Origin of the sequence: Lentzea fradiae (genome assembly GCF_900100955.1) — a bacterium.
GTDB lineage: Bacteria > Actinomycetota > Actinomycetes > Mycobacteriales > Pseudonocardiaceae > Lentzea > Lentzea fradiae.
Map to the genome: position 1 here is coordinate 70,753 of NZ_FNCC01000018.1, position 25,499 is coordinate 96,251.

Annotated in this window: 26 protein-coding genes; 15 read left to right on the forward strand and 11 right to left on the reverse strand. The window is 70.2% G+C overall.

Going from position 1 to position 25,499, the window contains the following annotated elements; genetic code table 11:
- Nucleotides 1–1,524 carry a serine hydrolase domain-containing protein gene (locus BLT23_RS34410; protein WP_090057808.1) on the forward strand — a complete coding sequence of 508 codons (1,524 nt, stop codon included), beginning with the start codon at nt 1–3 and terminating at the stop codon, nt 1,522–1,524.
- Here BLT23_RS34410 and pdxR read toward each other — a convergent pair.
- On the reverse strand, nt 1,507–2,844 hold the full coding sequence (gene pdxR / locus BLT23_RS34415) for a MocR-like pyridoxine biosynthesis transcription factor PdxR (RefSeq protein ID WP_245744498.1): 1,338 nt from the start codon (nt 2,842–2,844) through the stop codon (nt 1,507–1,509). The genes BLT23_RS34410 and pdxR overlap by 18 nt on opposite strands.
- A 49-nt stretch (nt 2,845–2,893) precedes the next feature.
- Here pdxR and BLT23_RS34420 point away from each other — a divergent pair, with 49 nt between their 5' ends.
- The 3 genes from BLT23_RS34420 (at nt 2,894) to BLT23_RS34430 (ending at nt 5,238) form a co-directional block, all read left to right on the forward strand.
- A complete protein-coding gene (locus BLT23_RS34420) occupies nt 2,894–3,340 on the forward strand; it encodes a carboxymuconolactone decarboxylase family protein (protein WP_090057813.1) in 447 nt (148 codons plus the stop codon).
- Nucleotides 3,341–3,409: 69 nt separating this feature from the next.
- Nucleotides 3,410–4,330, forward strand: a complete 921-nt coding sequence (locus BLT23_RS34425) for a MurR/RpiR family transcriptional regulator (RefSeq protein ID WP_090057816.1) — start codon at nt 3,410–3,412, stop codon at nt 4,328–4,330.
- Nucleotides 4,327–5,238, forward strand: coding sequence for an N-acetylmuramic acid 6-phosphate etherase (locus BLT23_RS34430; RefSeq protein ID WP_090057820.1), 912 nt, complete (start codon nt 4,327–4,329; stop codon nt 5,236–5,238). Before BLT23_RS34425 ends, BLT23_RS34430 begins: the two co-directional genes overlap by 4 nt.
- On the opposite strand, the gene BLT23_RS34435 is transcribed toward BLT23_RS34430, so the two are convergent.
- The 3 genes from BLT23_RS34435 to BLT23_RS34445 are packed head-to-tail and all read right to left on the reverse strand — an operon-like array spanning nt 5,227 to nt 7,732.
- The gene (locus BLT23_RS34435; protein WP_090057821.1) at nt 5,227–6,351 is read right to left on the reverse strand and encodes a globin domain-containing protein; all 1,125 of its coding nucleotides are present in this window, start codon (nt 6,349–6,351) and stop codon (nt 5,227–5,229) included. The two genes, BLT23_RS34430 and BLT23_RS34435, sit on opposite strands and share 12 nt — an antisense overlap.
- An 11-nt stretch (nt 6,352–6,362) precedes the next feature.
- The gene (locus tag BLT23_RS34440; RefSeq protein WP_090057824.1) at nt 6,363–6,797 is read right to left on the reverse strand and encodes an Rrf2 family transcriptional regulator; all 435 of its coding nucleotides are present in this window, start codon (nt 6,795–6,797) and stop codon (nt 6,363–6,365) included.
- A gap of 38 nt (nt 6,798–6,835) precedes the next feature.
- On the reverse strand, nt 6,836–7,732 hold the full coding sequence (locus BLT23_RS34445; RefSeq protein ID WP_090057826.1) for an SDR family NAD(P)-dependent oxidoreductase: 897 nt from the start codon (nt 7,730–7,732) through the stop codon (nt 6,836–6,838).
- Between the two features lie 103 nt (nt 7,733–7,835).
- On the opposite strand from BLT23_RS34445, the gene BLT23_RS34450 reads away from it, so the two are divergent.
- Nucleotides 7,836–8,678, forward strand: a complete 843-nt coding sequence (locus BLT23_RS34450) for a helix-turn-helix transcriptional regulator (protein WP_090057829.1) — start codon at nt 7,836–7,838, stop codon at nt 8,676–8,678.
- Here the strand turns inward: BLT23_RS34450 and BLT23_RS34455 are convergent.
- On the reverse strand, nt 8,667–9,107 hold the full coding sequence (locus tag BLT23_RS34455; RefSeq protein ID WP_218133970.1) for an Lrp/AsnC family transcriptional regulator: 441 nt from the start codon (nt 9,105–9,107) through the stop codon (nt 8,667–8,669). The two genes, BLT23_RS34450 and BLT23_RS34455, sit on opposite strands and share 12 nt — an antisense overlap.
- Before the next feature lie 106 nt (nt 9,108–9,213).
- Here BLT23_RS34455 and BLT23_RS41895 point away from each other — a divergent pair, with 106 nt between their 5' ends.
- Both BLT23_RS41895 and kynU read left to right on the forward strand, forming a co-directional pair.
- A complete protein-coding gene (locus BLT23_RS41895; RefSeq protein WP_245744499.1) occupies nt 9,214–10,029 on the forward strand; it encodes a tryptophan 2,3-dioxygenase in 816 nt (271 codons plus the stop codon).
- Nucleotides 10,026–11,126: a kynureninase gene (kynU, locus tag BLT23_RS34460; RefSeq protein WP_245744500.1), complete on the forward strand. Its 1,101-nt coding sequence runs from the start codon at nt 10,026–10,028 to the stop codon at nt 11,124–11,126. The genes BLT23_RS41895 and kynU overlap by 4 nt, the downstream gene beginning before the upstream one ends.
- Here kynU and BLT23_RS34465 read toward each other — a convergent pair.
- Entirely contained in the window at nt 11,116–11,844 is a 729-nt protein-coding gene (locus tag BLT23_RS34465) for an oxidoreductase (protein ID WP_090057834.1), read from the reverse strand. The genes kynU and BLT23_RS34465 overlap by 11 nt on opposite strands.
- 259 nt (nt 11,845–12,103) lie before the next feature.
- Between BLT23_RS34465 and acs the strand changes: the two genes are divergently transcribed.
- From acs to BLT23_RS34485, 4 genes are all read left to right on the forward strand, one after another.
- Complete coding sequence (gene acs / locus BLT23_RS34470) at nt 12,104–14,086, forward strand: acetate--CoA ligase (RefSeq protein WP_090057836.1); 1,983 nt, start codon at nt 12,104–12,106, stop codon at nt 14,084–14,086.
- A 101-nt stretch (nt 14,087–14,187) separates the two neighbouring features.
- Nucleotides 14,188–15,381 carry a Na+/H+ antiporter NhaA gene (gene nhaA / locus BLT23_RS34475; protein WP_090057839.1) on the forward strand — a complete coding sequence of 398 codons (1,194 nt, stop codon included), beginning with the start codon at nt 14,188–14,190 and terminating at the stop codon, nt 15,379–15,381.
- A complete protein-coding gene (locus BLT23_RS34480) occupies nt 15,378–15,821 on the forward strand; it encodes a phage holin family protein (protein ID WP_090057842.1) in 444 nt (147 codons plus the stop codon). The genes nhaA and BLT23_RS34480 overlap by 4 nt, the downstream gene beginning before the upstream one ends.
- On the forward strand, nt 15,818–16,735 hold the full coding sequence (locus BLT23_RS34485) for an alpha/beta fold hydrolase (protein WP_090057846.1): 918 nt from the start codon (nt 15,818–15,820) through the stop codon (nt 16,733–16,735). The genes BLT23_RS34480 and BLT23_RS34485 overlap by 4 nt, the downstream gene beginning before the upstream one ends.
- Here BLT23_RS34485 and BLT23_RS34490 read toward each other — a convergent pair.
- Nucleotides 16,707–18,191: an FAD-dependent oxidoreductase gene (locus tag BLT23_RS34490; RefSeq protein WP_090057848.1), complete on the reverse strand. Its 1,485-nt coding sequence runs from the start codon at nt 18,189–18,191 to the stop codon at nt 16,707–16,709. The two genes, BLT23_RS34485 and BLT23_RS34490, sit on opposite strands and share 29 nt — an antisense overlap.
- Before the next feature lie 70 nt (nt 18,192–18,261).
- Between BLT23_RS34490 and BLT23_RS34495 the strand changes: the two genes are divergently transcribed.
- Complete coding sequence (locus BLT23_RS34495) at nt 18,262–18,957, forward strand: TetR/AcrR family transcriptional regulator C-terminal domain-containing protein (RefSeq protein ID WP_090057850.1); 696 nt, start codon at nt 18,262–18,264, stop codon at nt 18,955–18,957.
- A gap of 142 nt (nt 18,958–19,099) precedes the next feature.
- Here BLT23_RS34495 and BLT23_RS34500 read toward each other — a convergent pair whose 3' ends face one another.
- The 4 genes from BLT23_RS34500 to nth are packed head-to-tail and all read right to left on the reverse strand — an operon-like array spanning nt 19,100 to nt 22,286.
- Nucleotides 19,100–20,287, reverse strand: a complete 1,188-nt coding sequence (locus BLT23_RS34500) for a MarP family serine protease (protein ID WP_090057854.1) — start codon at nt 20,285–20,287, stop codon at nt 19,100–19,102.
- Between the two features lie 15 nt (nt 20,288–20,302).
- Complete coding sequence (locus tag BLT23_RS34505) at nt 20,303–20,962, reverse strand: NUDIX hydrolase (protein ID WP_090057856.1); 660 nt, start codon at nt 20,960–20,962, stop codon at nt 20,303–20,305.
- Nucleotides 20,959–21,519 carry a TlpA family protein disulfide reductase gene (locus BLT23_RS34510; RefSeq protein WP_090057859.1) on the reverse strand — a complete coding sequence of 187 codons (561 nt, stop codon included), beginning with the start codon at nt 21,517–21,519 and terminating at the stop codon, nt 20,959–20,961. The genes BLT23_RS34505 and BLT23_RS34510 overlap by 4 nt, the downstream gene beginning before the upstream one ends.
- Before the next feature lie 59 nt (nt 21,520–21,578).
- On the reverse strand, nt 21,579–22,286 hold the full coding sequence (nth, locus tag BLT23_RS34515; RefSeq protein WP_245744511.1) for an endonuclease III: 708 nt from the start codon (nt 22,284–22,286) through the stop codon (nt 21,579–21,581).
- Between the two features lie 136 nt (nt 22,287–22,422).
- Here nth and BLT23_RS34520 point away from each other — a divergent pair, with 136 nt between their 5' ends.
- From BLT23_RS34520 to BLT23_RS34530, 3 genes are all read left to right on the forward strand, one after another.
- Nucleotides 22,423–22,662, forward strand: a complete 240-nt coding sequence (locus BLT23_RS34520) for a hypothetical protein (RefSeq protein WP_090057862.1) — start codon at nt 22,423–22,425, stop codon at nt 22,660–22,662.
- A gap of 206 nt (nt 22,663–22,868) precedes the next feature.
- Nucleotides 22,869–23,543, forward strand: a complete 675-nt coding sequence (locus BLT23_RS34525) for a Crp/Fnr family transcriptional regulator (RefSeq protein ID WP_030469453.1) — start codon at nt 22,869–22,871, stop codon at nt 23,541–23,543.
- Between the two features lie 536 nt (nt 23,544–24,079).
- Nucleotides 24,080–25,327, forward strand: coding sequence for an MFS transporter (locus tag BLT23_RS34530; protein WP_090057865.1), 1,248 nt, complete (start codon nt 24,080–24,082; stop codon nt 25,325–25,327).
- Nucleotides 25,328–25,499: the final 172 nt, after the last annotated feature.

Genomic DNA, 25,499 nt, shown 5'->3' on the forward strand with positions numbered 1-25,499 from the left:
ATGCTCATCCCTGCACTGGCCGTCGCACTCGTGACGGCCGCCGTTCCCGGACACTTCGACCAGCCCGCGGACGGTTTCGCGCCGCCGGGCACGACGCTGCGCGCGTCCAACCCGTACTGGGCGAACCTCGACCCCGAGCCGATCAACGCGGCGCTGCGGCAGCTCCACGACTTCACCAAGCCGCAGGCCAACGGCAAACCGCTCTACGCCGGTGCCGTCACGATGTACGTGCACGACGGCAAGATCGTGGCGCACGACCGCACGGGCTACGCGGTCCTGTACGAGGACCAGCAGACGCAGCTGCCCGAAGAAGAACGCGTTCCCATGCGCAAGGACACGATCTTCGACTTCGCGTCCATCTCGAAGCTGTTCACGTCGATCGCGGTGATCCAGCAGGTAGAACAGGGCCGGGTGGCCATCGACGAGAGAGTTGCCACCTATCTGCCCGAGTTCGGCGTGAACGGCAAAGAGGACATCACCGTCAAGCAGCTGCTCACGCACACGAGCGGCCTCGAACCGTTCATCCCGTTGTGGCAGCGGTATCCGGACGTCCCGTCACGCATCAAGGCCGTGATGGACGTGGCGCCGAAGTCCACGCCCGGCACGACGTACGTCTACTCCGACCTGAACCTGATCACGCTCGGCGAGCTGGTTTACCGGGTCAGCGGCAAGCGTCTCGACCAGGCGGTGCGCGACGGCATCACGAAACCGCTCGGCATGAAGGACACCGGCTACAACCCGAAGGCCAAGCACCGCACGGCCGCCACGGAGTTCCAGGCGTCACCGCCCCGCGGCATCGTCCGCGGTGAGGTGCACGACGAGAACGCGTGGTCGCTGGGCGGGGTGGCCGGGCACGCCGGTGTGTTCGGCACGGCGAAGGACCTCGCTGTCCTCGGCCAGACGATCCTCAACGGCGGCACGTACGGCGGTCGCCGGATCCTGTCCGAGCACTCGGTCGGGCTGATGCTGACGAACTTCAACCAGCAGTTCCCCGACAACGCCCACGGCCTGGGCTTCGAGCTGGACCAGCGCTGGTACATGGGCGGGCTGAGCGGTCCGGGGACGGCGGGCCACACCGGCTACACCGGCACGTCGTTCGTGATCGACAAGGCGTCGCGGTCGATCGCGATCCTGCTGACGAACCGGGTGCACCCGAGCCGCGACTGGGGCAGTGTCAACCCGGCGCGGCGGGTGGCGGCCGACGGCCTGGCGAACGCGCTGGCGGTCAAGGCGAACGGAAAGCAGTGGCGCGCAACGGCTTCCGGCGGCACGCTCACGGCGGACCGCCCGGTCGAGGTCTTCGTGGACGTGGACAAGGGCGACAAGCTCACCGTCCAGCACTGGGACGGCACCGCTTGGCAGGACGTACGCACGATCACCACCACTGAACGCCGATGGGTGGCCGTCGAGCAGAAGAAGTCGCGGTTCGTCTTCACCAAGGCAGGCCAGTACGACGGCCGTGGTGTGTACGTGCACGCACGGGGCAGCGTCACGGCCGACGGCTGGTCAGTGGCACGCCGCTAGCGCCTCCATGAAGGACGGGAGCGCCCGTGGAAACGCGGGCGCTCCGAAACTCACGACCACTCCCGAACGGTCGTCGTCGCTCTGCTCGTGCCGGAACCACGAGAGAGGGCTGACCGCGACCCCACGTTCACGCGCGGCGTCCACAACGGCCTTCTCGTGCGGCGTCTCCAACACGGCGTGCATCCCGGCGGCAATGCCGGATACGGACGCGTAAGGCGACACGGCATCCACGAGCCGGTCGCGACGCCGTTGGTACTTCAACCGCATCCGTCGCACGTGGCTGTCGTACGCACCGCGCGCCAGGAAGTCGGCCAACGTCAGCTGGTCGAGCATGCTGACGTGCTGCTCGCGGTTGGTCTTCAACGCGAGGACCGGGTCGACGTACCGGTCCGGCAACACCATCCACGCGATCCGCAACGCCGGTGACAACGCCTTGCTCGACGTGCCCAGGTACACGACGTGTTCCGGGTCCAGCCCTTGCACGGCCCCGACTGGTTGCCGGTCGTAGCGGAACTCGCCGTCGTAGTCGTCTTCCAGCACAAGGCCGTCAACGCGCCGTGCCCACTCCACGGCCGCAGCGCGCCGCCTCGGGTGCAGAGGGCCGCCCAACGGGAACTGGTGCGCCGGAGTCAAAACGCACGCGCGCAGGTCGTCGGGCAACTGCTCGGTGTTGGCGCCGTGGTCGTCCACCGCCAGCGGCACCGTCGACGTCCACAGCGACCGGTGGAACTGCAGTCCGTACTCCTCGACGACGACAGGCGGCGTGAACAGCTTGTCGAACATCTGCACGGCGCCGCCGAACCCGGAGCTCACGACGATCCGCTCGGGATCGGCCCGCACGCCCCGCGCCCGCGACAGGTACTCGGCGAGCGCCGTCCGCAGCTCGATCCGCCCCCTCGGGTCGCCTGGCCCGAACGCCTCCGACGGCGCGGCCATCAGCGCACGGCGGGTCGACCGGACCCATTCCGCGCGTGGGAACTCGGTGACGTCCGGCGTCGACACCCTGAGGTCGTACCGCACGTCCGACGCCGGCGCCCCGCGGTGCACGGGGGCGGGCGGCTCGACGCGTTGCGCCACCACGGTTCCCGACCCCTGACGCGCGGTGAGCCACCCTTCGGCCACGAGTGCCGCGTACGCCTCGGCGACGGTGTTGCGCGCGATCCCCAGGTCGGCGGCGAGCGAGCGCGACGCGGGCAGGCGGGTGCCGGGCGGCAGCCGTGCCGACCGGACCGCTTCCCGCAGCGACGCCGTCAACCGCTGCCGCAACCCACCTGGACCGGACAGGTCGAGGTGGAAGTCAAGATTGGCCCACGATTCCACGATCAGATTGCACCACGCCGGGGGCCAATCAGCGGCCTAGGTTGGGGTCATGACGAACCGCATCGACATCGCCAAGAAGGCCCCGAAGGTCTACCGCGCCATGATCGCCCTCGACGCCGCCGCCCGTGAGGGCCTCGACGAGCAGCTGGCCGAGCTGGTGCGCATCCGGGCCTCGCAGCTCAACCACTGCGCCTACTGCCTCAACATGCACACCGTCGACGCCAGGAAGGGCGGTGAGTCGGAGGCCCGCATCTACCTGCTGAACGCGTGGGAGGAGGCCGGGGACCTCTACACCGAGAAGGAGAAGGCCGCGCTTCGGCTGACCGAGGCCATCACCGTCCTGAGCAGCCACGAGTACGTCAGCGACGAGGTCTACGAGCGGGCCGCGCGGCACTTCGGCGAGGAGGAGCTGGCCCAGCTCATCGCGTTGATCTTCACGATCAACGCGTGGAACCGGATCGCCGTCTCGACTCGCAAGGTGCCCGACGTGCGGTGACACACGCGGGAGAGTGACTTTCGGACACAGTGCGTTGACCCTCGCAGTGGCGGTTAGTAAGTTTCCCACGTGTCCACTGAAAGCAGTGCCGAGTCCAGCCCGCTGGTCAAGATCCGGTCGTTGCTGCCGGGTCTCGCGCGCGCCGAGCAGCGCGTCGCGAAGGTGGTCCTGGAGAACCCGGGGACGGTCGCACACCGCAGCATCACCGAGGTGGCCGAGCAGGCCGGCACCAGCGAGACGACGGTGACGCGGTTCTGCAAGGCCATCGGCGTCGGCGGCTACCCGGAGCTGCGCATCGCGCTCGCCGCCGACACCGCCCGCAGCGCCGCCCGTGCCAACCACGACATGGGCGGCGACATCGGCCCCGGCGACGACCTCCGGCAGGTCGTCGGCAAGGTCGCGTTCGCCGACGCCCGCGCCGTCGAGGAGACCGCGGAGCAGCTCGACGTCGAGGCCCTCGACAAGGTCGTCCAAGCCGTGGCGGGTGCCCGCCGGGTGGACGTCTACGGGTTCGGCGCGAGCGCCTTCGTCGCGTTCGACATGCAGCAGAAGCTGCACCGCATCGGCTTGACGTGCTTCGCGTGGAACGACACGCACATCGCGCTGACGTCGGCGGCCGTGCTCACCGGCGCGGACGTCGCCGTCGGCATCTCGCACACCGGCTCGACCTCGGAGACCGTCGAGGCGCTGCGGGTCGCCCGCGAGACCGGCGCGACGACGGTCGCCCTCACGAACTTCCCGCGGTCGCCGATCACCGAGGTCGCCGACCACGTCCTCACGACGGCCGCGCGCGAGACGACGTTCCGCTCCGGCGCGATGGCCAGCCGGATCGCCCAGCTCACGGTGATCGACTGCCTGTTCATCGGCGTGGCCCAGCACCACGTCGACACGGCCAAGACGGCGCTGGAGGCCACGTACGAGGCGGTGTCCGGTCATCGGCTGGGCGCCAGACCGGACGGGCGAAGGCGGCCGCGGGAGACGTCTAAATGACCTCGCCCCGGAACGATGTGGTGGTGCGCGTGGAATCTCCGACCGAGCAACGGAACCCGCGCACCGCGGACATCGACCGGGTCCCCACGCTCGACGTGCTCCGGATGATCAACGACGAGGACCGCACGGTCCCGGCCGCGGTCGCGCGGGCCCTGCCGGACCTGGCCATCGCGGTCGACCTCGGCGTCGCCGCGATCTCCTCCGGCGGTCGCGTCCACTACGTCGGCGCGGGCACGTCCGGCCGGCTCGCGACGCTCGACGCCGCCGAGCTGGTGCCCACGTTCAACGCGCCCGACGACTGGTTCGTCGCCCACCACGCCGGCGGGACCGAAGCCCTCGTCCGTGCCGTCGAGGAGGTCGAGGACCACTCCGGCGCCGCTCAGATCCGCCGCTACGCGACCGGGAAAGACCTGGTGGTGGGCGTGACGGCGTCCGGGCGCACGCCGTTCGTGATCGGCGCTCTGGAAGAGGCGCACACGCTCGGCGCCCGCACCGTGCTGGTGTCGAACAACGCGTCGGTGCCGTTCACGCCGGACGTCCTCGTCACGCTGGACACCGGCCCGGAGGCCATCGCGGGCTCCACCCGGATGAAGGCGGGATCGGCCCAGAAGCTCGTCCTGACATCGTTTTCCACCGCGGTGATGGTGAAGCTCGGCCGGACCTACTCGAACCTGATGGTCAGCATGCGCGCCACCAACGCGAAGCTGCGCGGACGCACGATCCGGATCCTGCACGAGGCCACCGGCCTGCCCGCGAACGACTGCGAGCAGGCGCTGGCCGAGTCGTCCGGCGACCTCAAGGTGGCGCTGGTCCACCTGCTCGCCGGGGTGCCGGCCGATCGTGCGGCGGCGGCGCTGGAGGACACGCAGGGCCACGTCCGCGACGCGCTGGGCCGGCTAGCCGGCTGACGTGACGTCGGGCCCGAAGATCTCGTAGTGGACGTCGGTGACCCCGGCGCCGATCAGCTGGGCCCGCGCGGCGCGCAGGAACGGCGCTGGTCCACACAGGTAGGCGGTGGTGTCCGCCGGGATGTCGATGCCGCCGAGATCGACGTACCCGGTCCGCTCGGCAGGCCACTCGCCGACCGGCCGCTCGTAGAAGACGTGCGCCTGCCCGTCCTCCAGCTTCGCGACGAGCTGGGCGAGCTCGGCGCGGAACGGGTGGCTGAACTGGTCGTGGTCGCCGTGCACGGCGATGACCCTGCGCGGTGAGCCGGTGGCGACCAGCTCGGCGAGCATCGCGATCATCGGCGTGCAGCCGATCCCGGCCGACGCGAACAGCACGGGGTTGTCGCCTGGCCGCAGCGTCACGTCCCCGGTCGGCCGGCTGAGCTTGAGCGTGCTGCCGACCGGCGCGTGGTCGTGCAGGCGGGTCGACACCTCGCCATCCCGCTTGACGGAGAACTGCAACGCGTCGTCGGTGCGGCCGGAGAGGCTGTACTGGCGGATCTGCCGGGCGCCGTCGGGCAGCGGCACGTGCACCGAGATGTACTGGCCGGGCTTGTTCAGCGGCACCGGCCCGCGCACCGGCCTGACCACGAACGTCACGACGTCGTCGGTCTCCTGGAACCGCGCGATGACCCGGTACTCGTCCTGGCCGCGCGGCAGAAAGCGCTCCATCCCGATCAGCGTGTCGGCCATCAGCCAGTAGACCTCGCTCCACGCCGCGGCGATCTCCGGCGTGACGTCGAGGACCTCGCCGATCGCGGCCATGAGGTGCTTGTGCACCACCGTGTACTGGCCGGCCGTGACGCCGACGGACACGTGCTTGTGCGCGATGCGGCGCAGCATCGCGTCGGGTCTCTTCCCTTCGAGCAGCCCGGTGGCGAAGACCGCGACCGACCCGGCGAGCGCCTGGGCCTGGGTGCCGTTGGCCTGGTTGCCGCGGTTGAACAGGTGCCGCAGCAGGATCGGGTGCTCCTCGAACATGCGGGCGTAGAAGTTGCGGCTGATCTCGCCGATGGCCGCGCCGACGGCGGGCAGGGTGGCTTCGACGAGTTCGGCGGACTTCGGGGACAACATCGGCGGGCTCCTCAGTTCGGCTGCAGGCTCAGCAGTACGGGACCGGTGGGATCGGCGACGAGGTCCTCGACGCGCAACGGATCGAGCGAGGCGTAGAAGGCTTCCTGGGCCTGGCGCAGCGCACGCCGCAACCGGCAGGCGGCGCTCAGCGGGCACCGCACCTCGCCTTCGCAGTCGACGACGTCGCCGACGCCCTCCAGCTCGCGCACCAGCCATCCGACCGAGAGGGAGCGGCCTTCGGCGGCGAGCGCCAGACCGCCTCCCCTGCCGCGCCGCGCGCGCACCACTCCGAGGTGCTGCAACTGGGCCACGACCTTGGCCGCATGGGTGTACTGCACTCCCATGACTTCGGCGACTTCCCGCGTGGTCGGGTTGGCCCATTCGTCGGAAACGGCCAGCCGCATCACGATCCGCAACGCGATGTCGGTGCTCTTGGTCAGCCTCACGTGATCGACGCTAGCGTAATTGGAATCTGAGATACGTGTTATCCGCGCGACACCGGCGCCAGCAGCTCGGCGGTCACGTCCCACAGCCGCCGCTCGCGGTCCCTGTCGTGCGCCACCGGTTGCACGTCCGCGACCCGGTTCTTCAGCACGAACGCCCCGTCACGAAGGTGCGCCCACTTGTCGTCGAGGGCGACGGAGGCGAGCAACGGCCCCGAGGTCTGCGGCTTCGACATCCCCGGCAGCCTGCCGAGGAACCGGCTGACAGCCTGGACGGCGGGCGGTGCGTTGCGGCCCAGTCCCGTGCCGGGCATCCAGCCCGGTTCGAACACGGACACACCGATGCCGTCTCCGACGCGTCGTTGCAGCTCGTGCGCGTAGTAGAGGATCGCCAGCTTCGCCGTGGAGTAGGCGGCCATCGAGTCGTCGGCGCGGGCGCCGGCCAGCTCCACCGGGTCGGCCCACCGCGCCGGTGTCACGCCGAGCAGCTTGCGCCAGAAGTTCTGGTGGTAGGTGTTCGACCCGAGCAGCACGATCCGGGCCGGTGCGGTGAACCGGTCGAGCAGGGCGCCGATCAGCTGGGCGTGGGCGAGGTGGTTGACCGCGAACGTCAGCTCGTGGCCGTCGGCCGAGGTCTGCCCGGCCGAGGCGAGCCCGGCATTGGCGACCAACGCCCGCAACGGCCGCACGGCACCGCTGTCCAGCAGCTCACGAACGGTGGCAGCGGCAGCGCGGACGTCCGCCAGGCTCGCCAGGTCGCAGCCGATCTCGTGAACGTCCGCACCGAGCGCGCGGGCCTCCGCGGCGACGGCGGTGAGCTCCGCTCCCCTGCGTCCGACCAGCAGCAGGTCGGGCTTGTCCTTCCGGCGGGCCATCGCGAGCACGGCGTGCCTGCCGAGGTTCTTCGTCGGTCCGGTGATCAGCACAGTTCCAGTCATGACCCCGAGCTTGCGAGGACCACCGGACGTCAACCAGCGGCCCGGTTTTCGTAGGACTGGCAGACACAGGACAACGTCCGCGAGCCCGCGCACACTGGAGGCCGTGGAGACGTGGGAGTTCGGCCGGACGGTGCGGCGCTGGCGCGACCGGGTCGCACCGGAAGCAGCCGGGGTGCCCACCGGCCGTCGACGCCGGGCGGCCGGGTTGCGCCGCGAGGAACTGGCCGCGCTCGCAGGCATCTCCGCCGACTACCTGACCCGTCTGGAACAAGGCCGCGCGAGGGCCCCCTCGGCACAGGTCGTGGAAGCACTCGCGAGGGGTCTACGACTGACCGACGCCGAACGCGACCTGCTCTACACCCTCGCCGGACACGCCACGCCAGGGCGGGACGTCGTGCCGTCACGGGTGACCGCGAGCGTGCGGAGGTTGCTCGACCGTCTGTCACACACGCCCGTCGTCGTGCACGACGCGACGTGGACGCTAGTGCAGGCCAACGCGCCGTACGACGCCCTCATGGGCGACACGACCGCGTGGAACGGGTTGGAACGCAACGCCGTCTGGCGCAACGTCACCGGTATGCCCACACGGGTCGTCCACACGCCTGAAGAGCAGGCACTGCACGAGGCTCGCCTCGTCGCCGACTTCCGCCTCACGGCCTCGCGCTACCCGGCCGACCTCGGGCTGCGCCGCCTGGTCACCGCCCTGACCGGCAATGAACGCTTCGCGGAGCTGTGGAACGCCGACGACCCGGCGATCCCCGCGCCGCCGACCCGGCACAAGACGATCGACCACCCCGCCGCGGGCCTGATCACGCTCGACTGCGACACCCTCGTCGTCACCCAGGACGACCTGCGGATCACCGTCTACACGGCGGAACCGGGCACCGAGGACGCCGACCGCCTCGCGCTGGCCCTGGTCGTGGGGACCCAGTCGCTAACCGGGTAGCACCGGACGCCACGGGATCGGCGTCGACAGCACCATCGCGCTGGACGTCTCCCCGTGCGTCGCCAACCGCACGAGCAGCCGTTCCAGCTCGACGATCGACGTGGTGACGACCTTGACCACCGAGCAGATGTCTCCGGTCAGCCGCACCACCTCAACCACCTCGGGCAGGTCGTCCAGCAGCTCGGGGTGCACGGTGATGCACCGCGGCCCGTAGCACTTCATGCGCACCAACGCGACGACCGGACGTCCGACGACGGTCGGGTCCACCACGGCGCGATAGCCGGTGATCGCACCCATGTTCTCCAGCCTGCGGACCCGTTGCGCCACGGTCGGCGGCGACACGTGGACCCGACGCGCCAGCTCGTTGTACGACAGCCGCGCATCCTCTTGGAGGGCCTCCAACAGGGCCTTGTCCACCTCGTCCAACATGAATGCAAAGCTACCCGCCGAACTGCTTTGCGTTCGGAAGAGATTCGCGCCGAACGCCTTTCGTCGTCCATTCAGGTGAGCGGCGGTTCCGGCGAAGATTGAGGACATGAGCTGCCCCGTGTCCCCCAAGCTGGATTTCGGCGGCACCACGCCGTACGAGGACTACGTGCACGCGTCGGTGCTGCACACCCTTCAACAGCAGTGGTCCAAAGATCCGCGGGAGATGTCGTTCCTGGTCATCACGCAGGTCATGGAGCTGTACTTCGGCCTGCTCTGCTTCGAGTGGCGGCAGGCGCAGAGCGAGCTGCGCTCCGACGACCTGCGCGCGGCCGTGCGCACCCTGCGCCGCTCCGACCTGCACCTGCAGGCCCTGTCCGCCGCATGGCGGCCGATCGCGCGGATGACGCCGACCGAGTTCAACTCGTTCCGCGACGCGCTCGGCGAGGGGTCCGGCTTCCAGTCCGGCATGTACCGCGAGATGGAGTTCCTCCTCGGCGAGAAGTCCCGTTCGATGCTCGTGCCGCACCGCGCGGTGCCCGCGATGCACGAGCAGCTGGAGAAGTCGCTGGCCGAGCCGTCGCTCTACGACGACGTGCTGGCGGCGTTGCGGCGGCGCGGTTTCGACATCCCGCAGGCCGTGCTGGACCGCGACCTGACGCAGGCGTACCAGCCGTCCCCCGAGGTCGAGCAGGTGTGGGCGGCGATCTACCGCGGCGACGACCGCGACCTGCTGGAGCTGGGCGAGGCGCTGACCGACATCGCGGAGGAGTTCGCGCGCTGGCGCTACGACCACCTGCTGGCGACCCGTCGCTCGATGGGTGCCAAGACCGGCACGGGCGGGTCCGCCGGTGTCGCGTGGCTGGAGAAGCGCACCCAGCGGTCGGTGTTCCCGGAGCTGTGGACCGCGAGGAGCTACGTGTGAGGCGGCACCTGTTCGACCTCCCCGAGGGGGTCGTCTACCTCGACGGCAACTCCCTGGGCGCACTGCCCAAGAACGTCGCCGCGCGCATGCAGGAGGTCGTGCGGCACCAGTGGGGTGAGCGGCTGATCCGCTCGTGGTCCGAGGGCTGGTGGGAGACGCCGCAACGGGTCGGCGACCGCATCGGCAGGCTGGTCGGGGCCGCGCCGGGCCAGGTCGTCGCCGGCGACTCGACGTCGGTCAACGTCTACAAGGCGCTGATGGGCGCCGTTCAGGGCACCGACCGGTCCGAGATCGTGTGCGACGAGTCGACGTTCCCCACCGACGGCTACATCGCGCAGTCCGTGGCCTCGTTGACGGGGTTGCAGATCCGGGCCGCACGTCCGTCCTCTTTGGACTTCACCGAGGACACCGCCGCGGTGCTGCTCAACCACGTCGACTACCGGACCGGCGAGCTGCACGACATGAAGGCGCTCACCGAGCAGGCGCATTCCGTCGGCGCGCAGGTGGTCTGGGACCTCTGCCACAGCGCGGGTGTGCTGCCGGTCGAGCTGGACGCGCTCGGTGTCGACTTCGCGATCGGCTGCACCTACAAGTTCCTCAACGGCGGACCGGGCTCACCGGCGTTCATCTACGTGCCGCACGCGAAGCAGGCGACGTTCGAGAACCCGCTGTCGGGCTGGAACGGCCACCGCGAGCCGTTCGGCATGAAGCCGTCGTACGAACCCGATCCCGGCATCGTCCGCGCACGGGTCGGCACGCCGGACATCCTGTCGATGCTCGCGCTCGACGCGGCCCTGGACGTGTGGGACGACGTCGACCTGGCCGAACTGCGGCAGCGTGGTCTGGCGCTGACGGCGTTGTTCCGCGAGCACGTCGAGAAGCTCACGAACCTCGAGGTCATCACGCCGGAGAACCGCGGCAACCAGATCTCGGTCCGTTGCCCGGACGCCAAGGCCGTGATGGACGAGCTGATCGCACGTGGCGTCATCGGCGATCACCGGCCGCCGGACGTCCTCAGGTTCGGGTTCGCGCCGCTCTACGTGACCGACGAGGACGCCATCCGGGCCGCCGAAGTGCTGGCCGACGTCATCCGGTGAGTGCGGCGTCCGCGATGCTCTTCGCCTCGCGGGCGCCCGCCTCCATCGAGGAGCAGACGAACAAGATCCACTGCGCCAGGCCCTCCAGGGTCCCCGACGCGAACGCGACCGACGCGGCCTCGTACTCGGCCGACCGGCGCAGGCACGCCACCTCCGGCACGCCCAGGCCCTTCGGGTCGAGGCCGGTGGAGATCGACGTCATCCTGGCCGCGGCACGGGCCACCACGCCGTTGGCGACGTCGAACGGCGCCAGGCCGAGCAGCTCGCCGTGCACGACCGCCACGAGCACCGGCGCCGGCACGGACGTCCCGCCGGTGACCAGCGAGCCGAGCAGGTCGAGCCGCTGCGACACGTCCTCGGAGACGCGCGGCCTGCCGAGGTCGGTCGTCAGGTCCGCGGCGGCCAGGACGTGCAGCCGCGCGAGGGCCTGCAACGGCGCGCGCTGCCACGTCCCCACGAGCCCGCCCAGCGCCTCGGCGACCCGCAGGGAGCCCGCGAGGACCGGGTCGGAGACCTCGCCGGACTCGGGGATCTCGGTCGGGCCGCCCTCCAGCGCCGCCGACGCGCGGGCGGCCCTGACCGACGCCTCCGCCGCCGTGGTGGCCCAGCCGCGCAGGTTCACCCGATGACGGTGGACCTGGAAGACGGCGTCCTTGGCGGCGTTCGCGGCGTCGGCCACGCCGGGCAGGGACAGCAGCGGGGCGAGGGGATCGGTCACGGTTGCGGAGAGTACCTGACCAGGTGAAACGGGTGATCCAGCTCACTGTGCGGACCGCTGAGCGCGCAGTCTCGCCCGTTCAACGAGTCATGCGTGCCAGGAACAGACAAAACGGGTTACACAATGACGGCCGTGTAACACCGCCCGCCCCAAATTGGTCTGAACCTTTTTGGGGAGGAACCTGTTGGAAGTGAACTGGCTCGCACTACGGTCAGTACCCGTCCCCAACCGGTCTGGACTTTCCAGGAGGTCTCGCACCATGACGCAGTCGCCAGGCCAGGGCAAAGCCTTGGACAACCTGCTCACGGAGAGCAGGACGTTCCCGCCCTCCGACGAGTTCGCGGCACAGGCGAACGCGAAGCCCGAGCTGTACGAGGAGGCGAAGGCCGACCGCGAGGCGTTCTGGGCGAAGCAGGCGGAACGGCTGCACTGGGACACGAAGTGGGACCAGGTGCTCGACTGGTCGGACGCGCCGTTCGCGAAGTGGTTCGTCGGCGGCAAGCTCAACGTCGCCTACAACTGCGTCGACCGGCACGTCGAGTCCGGCCACGGCGACCAGGTCGCCATCCACTGGGAGGGCGAGCCCGGCGACTCCCGCGCCATCACCTACGCCGAGCTGCAGCGCGAGGTCTCCAAGGCCGCGAACGCGCTCACCTCGCTGGGGATCGGCGCCGAGGACCGCGTCGCGATCTACATGCCGATGGTGCCCGAGGCGATCTTCGCGATGCTCGCGTGCGCCCGCGTCGGCGCGATGCACAGCGTCGTGTTCGGCGGCTTCTCCGCCGAGGCGCTGCGCACCCGCATCGAGGACTCCTCGTGCCGCCTCGTGATCACGACCGACGGCCAGTACCGCCGCGGCAACCCGGCCCCGCTCAAGCCGGCCGTCGACGAGGCCGTCGCGGGCGCGCCGTCGGTGGAGAAGGTCATCGTCGTCAAGCGCACCGACACCGAGGTCGCGTGGACCGACAAGGACGTGTGGTGGCACGAGCTGGTGGACTCGCAGTCCGACCAGCACACCCCCGAGGCGTTCGACTCCGAGCACCCGCTCTTCATCCTCTACACCTCGGGCACCACGGGTAAGCCGAAGGGCATCCTGCACACGTCCGGCGGCTACCTCACGCAGACGTCGTACACGCACCACCACGTGTTCGACCTCAAGCCGGACACCGACGTGTACTGGTGCACCGCGGACATCGGCTGGGTCACCGGCCACAGCTACATCGTCTACGGCCCGCTGTCGAACCGCGTGACGCAGGTCGTCTACGAGGGCACCCCGAACACGCCGCACGAGGGCCGCCACTGGGAGATCATCCAGAAGTACGGCGTCTCGATCTACTACACGGCGCCGACGCTGATCCGCACCTTCATGAAGTGGGGCGCGGACATCCCGGCCAAGTACGACCTGTCGTCGCTGCGGGTGCTGGGCTCGGTCGGCGAGCCGATCAACCCCGAGGCGTGGATCTGGTACCGCGAGAACATCGGCGGCGGCAAGGCCCCGATCGTCGACACGTGGTGGCAGACCGAGACCGGCGCGATCATGATCTCGCCGCTGCCTGGTGTCGTCGCGACCAAGCCCGGTTCTGCGCAGCGCCCGCTGCCCGGCATCGGTGCGAAGGTCGTCAACGACGAGGGCGTCGAGGTCGAGCACGGCGGCGGTGGCTACCTGGTGCTCGACGAGCCGTGGCCGTCGATGCTGCGCGGCATCTGGGGCGACGAGGAGCGCTACAAGGACACCTACTGGTCGCGTTTCGCCGACCAGGGCTATTACTTCGCGGGCGACGGCGCCAAGTACGACTCCGACGGCGACCTGTGGCTGCTCGGCCGCGTCGACGACGTGATGAACGTGTCCGGCCACCGCATCTCCACCACCGAGGTCGAGTCCGCGCTGGTCTCGCACCCGACCGTGGCCGAGGCGGCCGTCGTCGGCGCGTCCGACGCGACCACCGGCCAGGGCATCGTGGCGTTCGTGATCCTGCGCGGCGGCGCCGGTGACGACGCGGGCGGCGCCGAGGCCATCAAGGCGCTGCGCGACCACGTGGCCAAGGAGATCGGCCCGATCGCGAAGCCGCGGCAGATCATGGTCGTGCCGGAGCTGCCGAAGACGCGGTCCGGCAAGATCATGCGCCGCCTGCTGCGCGACGTGGCGGAGAACCGCGCGGTCGGCGACGTGACGACGCTCGCCGACTCGTCGGTGATGGACCTGATCTCGGCGGGCCTGCAGTCGGGCAAGTCCGAGGACTGATCTCACGGGTCACAGGTGACGGGCGTCCCCCTCCGGGGGCGCCCGTCCGCGTTATGGTTGGACACAGGTGTGCCGGGAAGTCTGGTCGGCGTGGAATCGCCATGCCCGCCGACCGCCCCGGGAGCACCGTGTCGAGCAAGAAGACCGTCGCCGCCGAGTTCGCCCGCTACCTCCGCACCGAGACCGTGGGCGGCACCGTGTTGCTCGTCGCCACGGCCATCGCGCTCGTCTGGGCGAACTCGCCGATCTCGGAGACGTACTTCTGGCTGCGCGACCTGCACCTCGGGCCGCTGTCGGTCGGTGACTGGGCCAAGGACGGCCTGCTGGCGATCTTCTTCTTCGTCGCGGGCCTGGAGCTGAAACGCGAGCTCGTCGTCGGCGAGCTGTCGAACCTCAAGGCGGCGACCCTGCCGGTCATCGCGGCGGCCGGCGGCATGGTCGCGCCCGCGCTGATCGCGCTGACGATCGGCTGGGGAGAGCCCGGCATCGAGAAGGCGTGGGCGATCCCGGTCGCCACGGACATCGCGTTCGCGCTGGGCGTGCTCGCGCTGACGGCGTCCGGGCTGCCGTCGAGCATCCGGGTGTTCCTGCTCAGCCTCGCCGTGGTGGACGACCTCGGGGCGATCATCGTGATCGCCGTCCTGTTCACCGCCCAGTTCAACCTGCTCGCGGGCGCCGCCGTCGTGGCGCTGCTCGCGCTGTACTGGTTCCTGCAGCGCAGGCGGGTCACCAGCGCGTGGCTCTACGTGCCGATCGCGCTCGGGACCTGGTGGTTCATGCACGAGTCCGGCATCCACGCCACGATCGCGGGCGTCGCGCTGGCGCTGCTGACGAGGGTCAAGCGCGACCCGTACGAGCAGCACGCGCCGGCCGTGCGGCTGGAGCACCGGCTGCAGCCGTTCTCCGCCGGGGTGGCGGTGCCGGTGTTCGCGCTGTTCGCGGCGGGTGTGCCGGTGGGCGCCGAGGCGATCGGCAAGCTCTTCTCCGACAAGATCGCGATCGGCGTGGTCGTCGGCCTCGTGGTCGGCAAGGTGATCGGCATCGTGGGCGCCTCGGCGCTCGCCGTGTGGCTCAAGGCGGCGGTCTGGCCGTCCGGTGCCGGGCCGCGCGACATCGTGGCGGTCGCGGTGCTGGGCGGTGTCGGGTTCACCGTCAGCCTGCTCATCGCGGAGCTCTCGCTGGCCGAACCGGAGACCGCGAAGGCCGCCGTGCTGTTCGCCTCGATGATCGCCTCGCTGCTCGCGGCGGTGTTGCTCATTCGCCGCAGCCGGGCGCATGGCACGATGTCGGAGTGACCACCAGGGAGCACATTGCGTCGATTCCGCTGACCGCGGACGACCCGACAGCCGAAGCCACGATCGGTGGCCTGGTCCGCGACGCGACCGCCCACGTGTCGACTCTGGTCAGAGCCGAGGTCGAGCTCGCCAAGGGCGAGATCGCGGCCGAGGTCAAGAAGGGTGTGAAGGGCAGCGTCTTCTTCATCGTCGCGCTGACGGTGTTGTGCTTCAGCCTGTTCTTCCTCTTCATGGCGCTCGGGTTCGGGTTCGCCGAGTGGTTCGGCTGGGGCTACTGGGCGGGCTTCGGGCTCGTCTTCGCCGTGATGATGCTGACCGCCGTGCTGTTCGCGTTCCTCGGCTACCGCAAGGTGCGCAAGATCAGGGCACCGGAGAAGTCGATCGCGGCCGCCAGGGACACCGTCACGGCGCTGACCCAGCGCAAGGGTGACTCCGACTGAGCCGCAAGCCCGACCCGTCGGTGGTGCGGGTCGCTGGCCCCTGGACGCACCGCGACGTCTCGGCCAACGGCATCCGCCTGCACGTCGCCGAACTCGGCGACGGACCGCTGGTGCTGCTGCTGCACGGGTTCCCCGAGTTCTGGTGGTCGTGGCGGCACCAGCTGACGGCGCTGGCCGAGGCCGGGTACCGCGCGGTCGCCGTCGACCTGCGCGGGTACGGCGACTCGGACAAGCCCCCGCGCGGCTACGACGGGTTCACGCTCGCCGGTGACGTCGCCGGGCTGGTCAAGGCGCTCGGCGCCCGCCGCGCGCACCTCGTCGGCAGCGCCTGGGGCGGTGCGACGGCGTGGACGGTCGGCGCGCTGCACCCGCGGGTGGTGTCGTCGGTCTCGGTGCTGTCCGCACCGCACCCGCTCGCGATGCGCCGCGCGTTCCGCCGCCACCCGCGGGTGAACTCGCACGTGCTGCGCTTCCAGCTGCCGATCCACCCGGAGCGCTGGCTGACCGGCGAGAACGGCCTTCAGGTCGCCAAGCTGCTGTCGGCGTGGGCCGGTCCGAAGTGGCGGTCGGCGCCGGAGTTCGACGAGGTCATCCGCCGTTGCCGGCAGGCGATGACGATCCCCGGCGTCGCGCACAGCGCGATGGAGTACTACCGCTGGGCGGTGCGGTCACAGCTGCGCAGCGACGGCCGCCGGTTCACCGAGGCGGTCGACAAGCCGCTGGAGGTGCCGGTGCTGCAGATCCAGGGCGCGCTCGACCCGATCACCCTGGAGTCGTCGGCGCGCGAGTCGCTGCCGTGGCTCGGGCCGGAGTCGGACTTCCGCTACCTGCCGGAGGTGGGGCACTTCCCGAACCAGGAGGCACCCCACACCACGAGCCGGCTGATCACCGAGTTCCTGCGGAAGTCGAGCTGAACGCGCTCTTCAGCTCGTGCGCCGGGTCGGCGGGCAGCTCCACGGACCGCCAGGCGATGTAGCCGTCCGGCCGGACGAGCGAGGCACCCTTCTCGGACAGCCCGAACACGTCGAGCCGCTCCACGCGCTCGTACCGGAGGCCGAGTCCGGCCGCGGCCTCCTCCCACTGCGGGTGGTCGGCGACGAGCACCCAGCCGCGTTGGAAGAGGTCCAACGTGGACTTGCCGGGCTCGATCCACACGTGCGGCGCTCGCGTGCCGGGCTGGCCGTTCCACTGCTCGGGCAGCTGCGCGGGCGGCAGCTCGGGACCGGCACCGAGCACGGCGGCCGAGCGGTAGAGCAGGCCGAAGTGCATGGCGTCGTTCTCGTAGAGCGGCCCCTCCTCCTTCTTGCCGTCCCGGTCGTGGCCGTCGTTGCGCGCGAAGATCTGCTGGTGGCAGAGCAGCGCGACGGGCCGCCGTTCGACGTCGTAGGTGTCCAGGAGGGACGGTCGTGACTCTCCGTTGAGGACGGCGGCGAGCTTCCACGCGAGGTTGTGCGCGTCCTCGATGCCGACGTTCGCCCCGAACCCGCCGCGGCTCGGCGGCAGCGTGTGCGCGGCGTCGCCCGCCAGGAACACCCGGCCCTGCGAGAACCGGTCGGCGACCGAAGCGCTGATCGTCCACCGGCCGGTCGTGATGATCTCCACGGGCAGGTCGTCGCGGCCGATCGCCCGGTTGATCTGCCGCAGCAGCTCCGCCTCGTCGTACTCGCGGTCGTCGAGCATCAGGACCCAGCGGCCGTCGCCGTAAGTGGTCAGGAAGCCGACACCGTCCACGACGAACTGTCCGATGCCGTCCTTGAGGTACTCGTCGAGCGGCGCGCGGAACAGCACGCTGCGGGACGTGTGCATGTAGCCGCGGCCACTGCGGGTGATGCCGAGCGCCTCGCGGATCGGGCTGCGGTGCCCGTCCGCGGCCACCAGGTAGTCCGCGCGGATCTCGTACGGTTCGCCGTCACCCTGGACGACGGCCGTGACGCCGTCGTCGTCTTGGACGAACTCCAACATCCTGGTGCTCATCCTGATGTCCGCGCCGAGCTCGCGGGCCTTCTCGCGCAGCATCGGCTCCATCCGGTCCTGCGCCACGCCCACGCCCGCGCTGGGTGAGTGCTCGACGTCGGAGACCTTCGCCGGCGGCGACCAGAACGTCTCCTCGAACCGTTCGCCGACCAGGCTCGCGACCCGCACCCGCCGGATGCCGAAGCCCTTCGACATCCGGCTCTCCGGCAGGTCCTGCTCGATCCCGGCCGCCCGCAGCAGCTCACCGGTCCGCGCCGTGAAGCCGACCGCCCGCGGGTGCGGCGAGCTGCCAGGGTGCTTCTCCACCAACGTCACGTCCACACCACGCCAGGCCAGGAACAACGCGGCCGACGTCCCCGCCAGACCGCCCCCGACCACCAGCACCGAAGTCTTCATCGCATCCTCCAGATACACCGTATTGGCTCGATACACTGTATCGCGATGAGACGGTGTATTGTCCAGTCCGATGTCGAACGAGACCGTGTGGGAGCGCCCGGAGCCTCCCGGAAAGCCGTCCCCGGCGCCGCTGAGCAGGGACCTGATCGTCGAAGCCGCGATCAGGCTCGCCGACGGGGGCGGGCTCGACGAGGTGTCCTTCCGCAAGGTCGCCGCCGCGCTCAACGCCGGACCGATGCGCCTCTACGGCTACGTCGAGACCAAGGACGAGCTGCTCGACCTGATGGTTGACGAGGTGTACGGCGAGATCACGCCACCGCCGCCGTCAGCGGACTGGCGGGAAGGGTTGCGGCACGTCGCCCACGGCGTCCGGGCGGCGGCCAAGCGGCACGAGTGGTTCATCGACCTGCTCAGCAACCGTCCCCACCAGGGCCCGAACGCGCTCACCCACCTGGAGTCGACCCTCGCGACCGTCGGGTTCGACGACATCGACGAGGTGATGAGCGCGGTCGGCGCGGTCATGGCCTACGTCTTCGGCGCCGTCCGCGGCGAGATCACCGAACTGCGCGCCGAACGCACCACGGGCATGACCGAGGAGCAGTGGCAGCGCGCCAACGGCCCGTACATGGAACGCATGCTCGCCACCGGCCGGTACCCGATGCTCGGCAAGGTGATGCACGAGTCGAGCGACCGCGACCCGGAGGCAGTGTTCGACGAGGGCCTCGACTACGTCCTGCTCGGCATCGCCACCAAGCACGGCCTCTGACCCGCACCGCCCGGCTCCTTGGCGCGAACCACCCGTCCGCACACCCACTTCACCCTCTCCGGGCACTCACGCGGGGCGCTTTCGTACGCGTCACAAGTACGCGGGGACCCCGCGTACTTTCGGCAACCGCACGTGAGGTGGGTCAGTTGGCGCAGCCCTGGGTGGACACGCGGCGGGTCAGCGTCGGCGCCTTCTGCACCATCGGCTGCACCTGCTGGGCCGTGAGCACGAACCCGGTCTCCGGGTCGTCGACCGCGGCGCCGAACACCACGCCCATCACCCGGCCGTTCGTGTCGACCAGCGGGCCACCGGAGTTGCCGGAACGGACCTCGGCGCGGACGGTGTAGACGTCCCGCGTCACCGTCTGCGCGTCGTAGATGTCCGGGCCGCGCAGCAGCGAGATCCGCTCGCGCACACGGGCGGGCGACGACTTGTACGGACCGTCCAGCGGGTAGCCGAGCACGATGCCGTCCTCGCCCGGCTGCACCTCGTCCGCCCGGAACTGCAGCGGCGTGGCCTCCAGGTCCGGCACCGCGAGCACGGCGATGTCCGTGCTCGGGTCGTAGGAGACGACGGTGGCGTCGAACTGGCCGCGGCCGACCTCGATCGTCACCTCGTTCGTGCCGGCGACGACGTGCGCGTTCGTCATGACGCGTTCCGGCGCGATCACGAAGCCGGTGCCCTCCAGCGCGCGCGAGCACGACGGCGCCCGGCCGCGGACCTTGAGCACCGAGGCCCTCAGCCTCGTCGCCACCGGGGAGTTCGCCAGCTCGGAGTTCGGCGGCTCGACCTCCTTGAGCGGCGTGCGGTTGAACGGGTCCATCGCCTGCGGGAAGCCCGAGACGTCGAACAGCTTCTGCAGGTCACCCGACAGCACGCGGGCGGCCTGCGGCATCGTCTCGTCGACCTTGCCGAGGATCACCGACTGCTTGAGCGACGACGTGAGGTCCGGCAGACCGACGACCGAGGTCAGCGGCAGCGCGATCATCCACGCCACGACGAACACGACGAGGCCCTGCACGATCGCGCCCAGCGCGTTGTCCGCGCCGCGCAACGGCGACGCGTTGACCCGTGCCTTGATCGTCCTGCCGATGTAGACGCCGATCGTCTCGCCCAGAGCCACGAGCAGCACGACGATGCCGACCGCGAACACGACCTTGGTGACGACGTTCTCGAACTGGGACACCAGCAACGGCGCGATCTGCGTGCCGAGGACCAGGCCGACGAGCACACCGACGAACGCGGGCAGCGCGACGACCATGCCCTGCCGGGCGCCGGACACCGCCGCTATCGCGGCAAGGCCCAGCACGAGCAGGTCAACCCAGTTCAACCCAGAACCTCCGCCTCACTGTGTAGCGCGCAACGCTAGTTCAAGGTCGCGCACATCCGACGCGTCCCACGGCTGTTCCCAGCCGCCGAGCGCGATCAGGCCGTCGATCAACCCCGCGGTGAAGCCCCACACCAGCATTCCCGGAGCGGAGAAGGCCGCTCCGACGTAACCCGCGGGGTGGCGCACGCGGAACCTGTTGGCGGGATCCGCGAGATGCGCCACGGGCACGCGTGCGACGGCCGCGGTCTCCGCCGGGTCGACGGGTGCGACGGGGCTCGGCTGTTCCCAGTAGGCGAGCACGGGCGTGACCACGAACCCGGACACCGGCACATGCACCTCCGGCAGCAGGGCGAGCGGTCTCACTCCTGACTCAAGTACACCTGTCTCCTCGTAAGCCTCGCGTAATGCCGTGGCGACGGGTCCGTCGTCGTCCGGATCGGACGCTCCGCCGGGGAACGCGACCTGGCCGGGGTGCGATCCGAGCGTGTCCGACCGGCGCAGCAGCAGGACGTCCGGCCCGTGCTCCTCGGACTCGCCGAAGAGCATCAGCACGGCCGCCTCGCGGTAGGCGCGCGTCGGTGCCCTGGGGTCGCGCGGGAACGTGCTCGCGTCGACCTGCTCGACCGCCTTGGCCAGGCGCTGCATCCAGTCGGGTGGCTGTGCTGCCTCGGTCATCGAACTGCCTTCTCCACCTGCTCGGGTGCCGTGAACGGCGGTTCCGTGATCTGCCGGACCTGACCGTCCGCTGCTACGTAGTACGTGGCCGGCAGCGTCATCGGCGCCTTCACGACCTTGCGCAGCTCGTCGGGTCCGTCGTAGACCGAGGGCAGCCGCACGCCGAGCCGGGTCAGCAGCTCCAGCCCGTCGGCCTCCTTGCTCTGCACGAGCACGGGGACGACCGGCACGGCGCCTGGCCGCTGCGCGTAGGTGTCCAGCACGGGCAGCTCGGCCCGGCACGGCTCGCACCAGGTCGCCCAGAAGTTGATCAGCATCGGCCCCTTCAGGGCGAGGGCCGTCCGGGTGCCGTCGGCGAGACACGTGACGCCGACGCCGCCCTCCTCCGCGCCGGGAAGGCAGGGCCGCAGCTGGGCCTGCGCGCGCAACGCCGCCACGTCCTGCTCCTGACGGGTGGGCACGGGCGTCTCGGGAGCCTCGTCCCGCGGCCACAGCGCCACGACCCCGGCCACCGCGAGGACGAGCACGACGACGAGCCAGCGCGTGCGGTTGTTCACCGCGACCGGGGACCTTGAGCGAGCGTCACACCGTCAAGGATGCCAGGACCCGGAGCCGGTCAGCCGACCAGCTTCTCCCCCGCCCTGACCCGGTCGGCGAGCTCGAGCAGGTGCGGCTTCTCGTCGCCCTTCACCAGCTTGGCCGCCTTCACCGGGTCCTCCGGCCCGAGGCCGTACGACGGGCAGTCCTTCATCAGCAGGCAGGCACCGCACGCAGGCGTTTTGGCGTGGCACACGCGGCGGCCGTGGAAGATGATCCAGTGCGACGCCATCGTCCAGTCGCGCTTCTCGATCAGCTCGCCCACGGCGTGCTCGACCTTGACGGCGTCCTCCAGCTCGGTCCACCCCCAGCGCCGGACGAGCCGGCCGAAGTGGGTGTCGACTGTGATGCCGGGCACATCGAAGGCGTTGCCCAGAACCACGTTGGCCGTCTTGCGTCCTACACCGGGGAGCTTGACCAGCTCTTCGAGGGTGCCGGGCACCACTCCGTCGTACTGCTCCACCAGAGCGGCACCGAGACCCAGAAGAGACGTCGCCTTGTTCCGGTAGAAGCCGGTCGGGCGGATCATCTCTTCGAGCTCGACCCTGTCGGCGCCGGCGTAGTCGGCGGCCGTCGGGTACTTGGCGAAGAGGGCGGGAGTGACCTCGTTCACCTTCTTGTCGGTGCACTGCGCGGAAAGGACGACCGCCACGATGAGCTCCAGCGGCGTGGTGAAGTCCAGCTCGCAGTGCGCGTCGGGGTATCCCTCGGCGAGCACGCGCACCATCCGGCGGGCCCTGCGGGTCAGGCCGAGCTTGGTTTCCGGCTTCTTGGTAACGGGCACTGACCCAGAGTAGGCGACACGCCGGAAGCGACCCCTAGATCCGTACTCGAATCCCACATGCGCCACACTGCGGAGCATCATGACTGCCTGGCTTGTGATCGTCGTACCGATCGTGATCATGTTCTTCGCGCTCTTCATGGAGCGCGTGGAAGCGAAGCTCCGGCACGTTGCCGTGCAGGAGAACGAGGTCGAGGAGTTCCTGGAGTCCGCCAGGCCCGAAGAGGTCAAGGCGCTCTACGGACACGGCATCGGTCGCGCACTCGACATGTTCCGCCTCCGCCGCCGTGGCCGCGGCACCGCGCGCAAGCGCGTCCGGTGACGGCCGTGCGTTGACACACACCCGAATGGCGTAGACTGGTTCGTTGGGCTCTGGATCGAGTCAGTCTCGTTGTTCGGAGCGAGACGGCGAGCCGAACGGCGATCCTCCGAAGAGCCCTTAGACTGCAACGCAGTGATCGGCGGCACGGCGCTGACTCCACCAAAGATGGTGGTAGGCGTGCCGTCGCGTCGATTAGGAGGGACGAGGTGGACGAGACCCTGGCGCGAGCGGGCATCTTCCAAGGGGTTGACCCGGCGGCAGCGGAGGCGCTGGCGCAGACCCTGGAGACGGTGGAGTTCCCGCGTGGCCACGTGATCTTCGCGGAGGGTGAGCCGGGCGACCGCCTGTACATCATCCAGTCCGGCAAGGTGAAGATCGGCCGCAAGTCGCCGGACGGCCGCGAGAACCTGTTGGGGATCTTCGGACCCTCCGACATGTTCGGCGAACTGTCCATTTTCGATCCCGGCCCCCGCACGTCGACCGCGACGACGGTGACCGAGGTGCGCGCGGTGTCCATGGACCGCCCCGCGCTCCGCCAGTGGATCACCAACCGGCCGGAGATCGCCGAGCAGCTGCTGCGCGCACTCGCCCGCAGGCTGCGCAGGACGAACTCCATGCTGGCCGACCTGATCTTCACGGACGTGCCCGGCCGCGTCGCCAAGGCGCTGCTGCAGCTCGCACAGCGCTTCGGCTCGCAGGAGGCCGGTCTGCTCCGCGTCACGCACGACCTGACGCAGGAGGAGATCGCCCAGTTCGTCGGCGCGTCCCGCGAGACCGTGAACAAGGCGCTCGCCGACTTCGCGCACCGCGGCTGGCTGCGGCTCGAGGGCAAGAGCGTCCTGATCCTGGACCCGGAACGCCTGGCCCGCCGCGCCCGCTAGGGCCCGGCAGCCGAGCGGCTCCGACGCACGCAGGCCCTGCGTTCCCCGGTGGGGACGCAGGGTTTTCGCGTGCTCGGGCCAGGGGTTGCTCGGCGACGTTCGCCGGTGACTTGGACAGGTCGGCGGCGGCGACGGTTCGCCGGCACAGGACTCCGCCGGCACAGACGTCCGCTGACACAGACGTCCGCCGGCTCGCGGGCCGGCACGGTGCGAAAACACAGAGGACCGGGCGCCACCCCCGACGTGGCGCACCGGTCCTCTGCGTTGCACGGCCCATCCCCCGACGAACCGTGCCTTCCATCCCTCTGGCGCGCAGGCCCCGACCCTCAAGCCAGAGGTTGGTCTTCGGTCAGCGACTCAACTTTCGCACGCCGCCACCGTGACCACTCAAGCCCTTTCACCCTCAAGGACCTCGTATGTGGCCGATTCGTTGCACGTTTCACCCGGTCATCCCATTGCTGTGACCCAATCGCAACCGTGGTGACTCTCGGCACCCGATCTGGTACACGCGTACCACGTTTGTCATACTGGTACACATGTCCCACTCTGCCCGCCTGTCCGACTACCGTGCTGCCCTGATGACACCGGGCATGCGCGGTCCTGTTGTCGCGTCGTTGCTCGCCCGCCTGCCCATCGCGATGGTCGGGCTGTCGCTGCTGCTCTACGTCGAGCGCGTGACCGAGTCGTTCGCGATCGCCGGTCTGGTGTCGGGTGCGGCGCTGGTGGGTGTGGCGCTCGGGTCCGTGATCCAGGGGCGGTTGATGGACCGGTTCGGTCCGACCCGTCCGCTGGTGTTCACGACCGGGCTGTTCGCCGTCTTCGTGACGATCTCGGTGTTCGCCGTCGAGGCGGGCATGCCGGTGTTCGTGCTGGTCCCGCTGGCCTTCGGTGTCGGCGCGACCGAGCCGATGGTGGGGTCGGCCTCGCGTGCGCTGTGGGAGCGGATGGTGCCGGCCGGACCGACGCGGATGGCGGCCTACGCCTACGAGGCGATCAGCATGGAGGTCTTCTTCATCCTGGGACCGGGCCTCGCCGGCCTGCTGCTCGCGGCACCGTGGGCGGGCACCGGCGTCGTGGTCGGGTCGGTGCTCATGATCGTGGGTGCGCTGTGGTTCGCGATGAACCCGGTCGTGCGCGCGTGGGGCGCCGCCGAGAAGACGCCGCGCCCGCTGCTCGGCGCGTTCGCCTACCCCGGCATGCGCACGGTGGCGCTGGCCGCACTGGGCTTCGGCGTCACCATCGGGTTCGTCGAGGTGGCGGTGCCCGCGTTCGCGAAGGCCGCGGGCCAGGCTTCGATGGGCGGCCTGATGCTGTCGCTGTGGTCGATCAGCTCGGTGATCTTCGGCGTGCTCTACGGCATGCGCCCGTGGCCGCGCCCGATGCACCTCCGCCTGCCGGTGCTGCTGGGCGGCTTCGCCCTGCTGTCGTTCCTGCTGGCGATCCCGGCCTCGCTGATCGGCCTCGCGCTGGCGCTGTTCCTGGTCGGCACGCTGATCACGCCGCAGTCGACCGCGCACTCCGCGGCGATCGAGCAGGTCACGCCGAACGGCATGGCCGCGGAGGCGTTCGGCTGGGTGATCACCTCGGTGACCGTCGGGCTCGCCATCGGGCAGGGCCTGTCCGGCCAGCTGATCGAGCACTTCGGCACCCGGCCCGCGTTCCTCGCCGCGGGAGCCGCCGGACTGCTGGTGGCGCTCGCCGTGTGGCTGCTGCGCGGAACCGTGCAGCGCGGCGTTCCGGCCGACGTGCCGGCCCGCTCGGAGATGGAGCTCGCGGCCCGCTGAGCCGAAAGGCCCGAGGAGCGGGGCGGGCTGGGTCGGGGTCGCACGGCCGGAGGTTTCCGGGTCGTGAGGCGGGCACTCGGTGAGGGTGCCCGCCGGCGGCGCATCGCAGCCGGGTGCCGCGCGAAGCGTCCTGGCGAGCGCCGCACATCGCAGCCGCACATCGTGCCGAACA